Below are 800 nucleotides of genomic sequence, written 5' to 3'. Positions count from 1 at the left end.
ATATTATGGTTATAAAAACAAAAGCCATCACGCCCATCTTGTTTCGCCCGATACATTGCCATATCTGCACATGCAAGAAGCTGCTCAGCGTTGTCTCCGTCATCCGGAAACACAGACATTCCGACGCTACTACTCAAGAAGAATTCATGGTTGTTCCAAACAAACGGATCGTTAAACGCCGAAAGTACACTTGAAGCAACTCGCTTTGCAGTATCATTATCAGGCAAATCAGGGATGACGAGTAAAAACTCATCTCCACCAATTCTCGCCAATAAGTCTGTTTTTCTCGCGACTTGATACAGTCGCTGAGCACTGAGTTTAAGGATTTCATCCCCAACAAAGTGTCCCATTGAATCGTTAATCTGCTTAAAGTGGTCTAAGTCGATGAACATCACCAAAACTTTAGACCCACTACGCGATGCCCTAATTAACTCCAAAGCCAATCGCTCGGAACCATAACTACGATTAGGCAAATTAGTTAATGTGTCATATTTAGCTTGGAAGGCGAGTTCTTTTTCAGACGCTTTTCGACGTTCAATTTCGTTCGTTAATTTTTTATTCTGTTGAGAAAGAATATCTTTACGCTTTTTTTCTTCCTCAAGCTTAATTTTCAATTCAATCCTATTATTGTTCGTGATGAATGCATAACATAAAGCAATGACGATCATAACGGCGAGAATACTCAAACCAATAATAAAGAGCCGTGATGTAAATATATCTCGTTCACTCAAAGGCTCGAACCACGCCATCAATTTGAAGTGATGTTTATCCACAGGCACTTCAAAGTAAATTTTTCCGTC

General features: G+C 39.8%; 1 protein-coding gene. It reads right to left on the bottom strand.

Features of this window, described 5'->3' with window-relative positions:
* Window positions 1-800: GGDEF domain-containing protein (locus tag IQR33_RS20490; RefSeq protein ID WP_193843988.1), on the bottom strand; the 800-nt coding region annotated here is incomplete at both ends.

This window comes from Vibrio sp. OPT46, from assembly GCF_015163535.1.
Taxonomy (GTDB): domain Bacteria; phylum Pseudomonadota; class Gammaproteobacteria; order Enterobacterales; family Vibrionaceae; genus Vibrio; species Vibrio alginolyticus.
The sequence above is the reverse complement of the archived record's forward strand: the minus strand, read 5'-3'. Positions and strand labels throughout refer to the sequence as shown.